The sequence below is a fragment of the Streptomyces violaceorubidus genome, from assembly GCF_000717995.1.
In the GTDB taxonomy this organism is placed as follows: domain Bacteria; phylum Actinomycetota; class Actinomycetes; order Streptomycetales; family Streptomycetaceae; genus Streptomyces; species Streptomyces violaceorubidus.
The window spans coordinates 1-292 of sequence record NZ_JODM01000191.1; the positions used below are offsets into that span (position 1 = coordinate 1).

General features: G+C 70.9%; 1 protein-coding gene. It reads right to left on the reverse strand.

Annotation, left to right across the window (positions count from 1 at the left end; all coding sequences use genetic code 11):
* Window positions 1–287: helix-turn-helix domain-containing protein (locus IE94_RS0134670; RefSeq protein WP_030192661.1), on the reverse strand; the 287-nt coding region annotated here is incomplete at its 3' end.
* Window positions 288–292: the final 5 nt, after the last annotated feature.

Below are 292 nucleotides of genomic sequence, written 5' to 3' on the forward strand. Positions count from 1 at the left end.
ACGAAGTCCGGGTCGTGCGCGCGCAGCGTCTTCAGCAGGCCCGGCGCCTGCTCGGCGAGCAGGCCGGTGACCGCTGCGACGTAGGCGTGGGCGGTGCCGGCGGATATACCGAATGCCGCGGCGGTCCTCGTGAGGGTGTCGTGGCGGCGCAGGTACACGAGTGCGACCAGCGCACGGCGGTGCGGCGGGAGTCTGCACCGCCGGTCACCCTCACGGGTGACGATGAGCATCGTGACCCACTCGACCAGGGCATGCGGGAGGTCGAGTGCGGCAGGATACGGAACCAACAGGG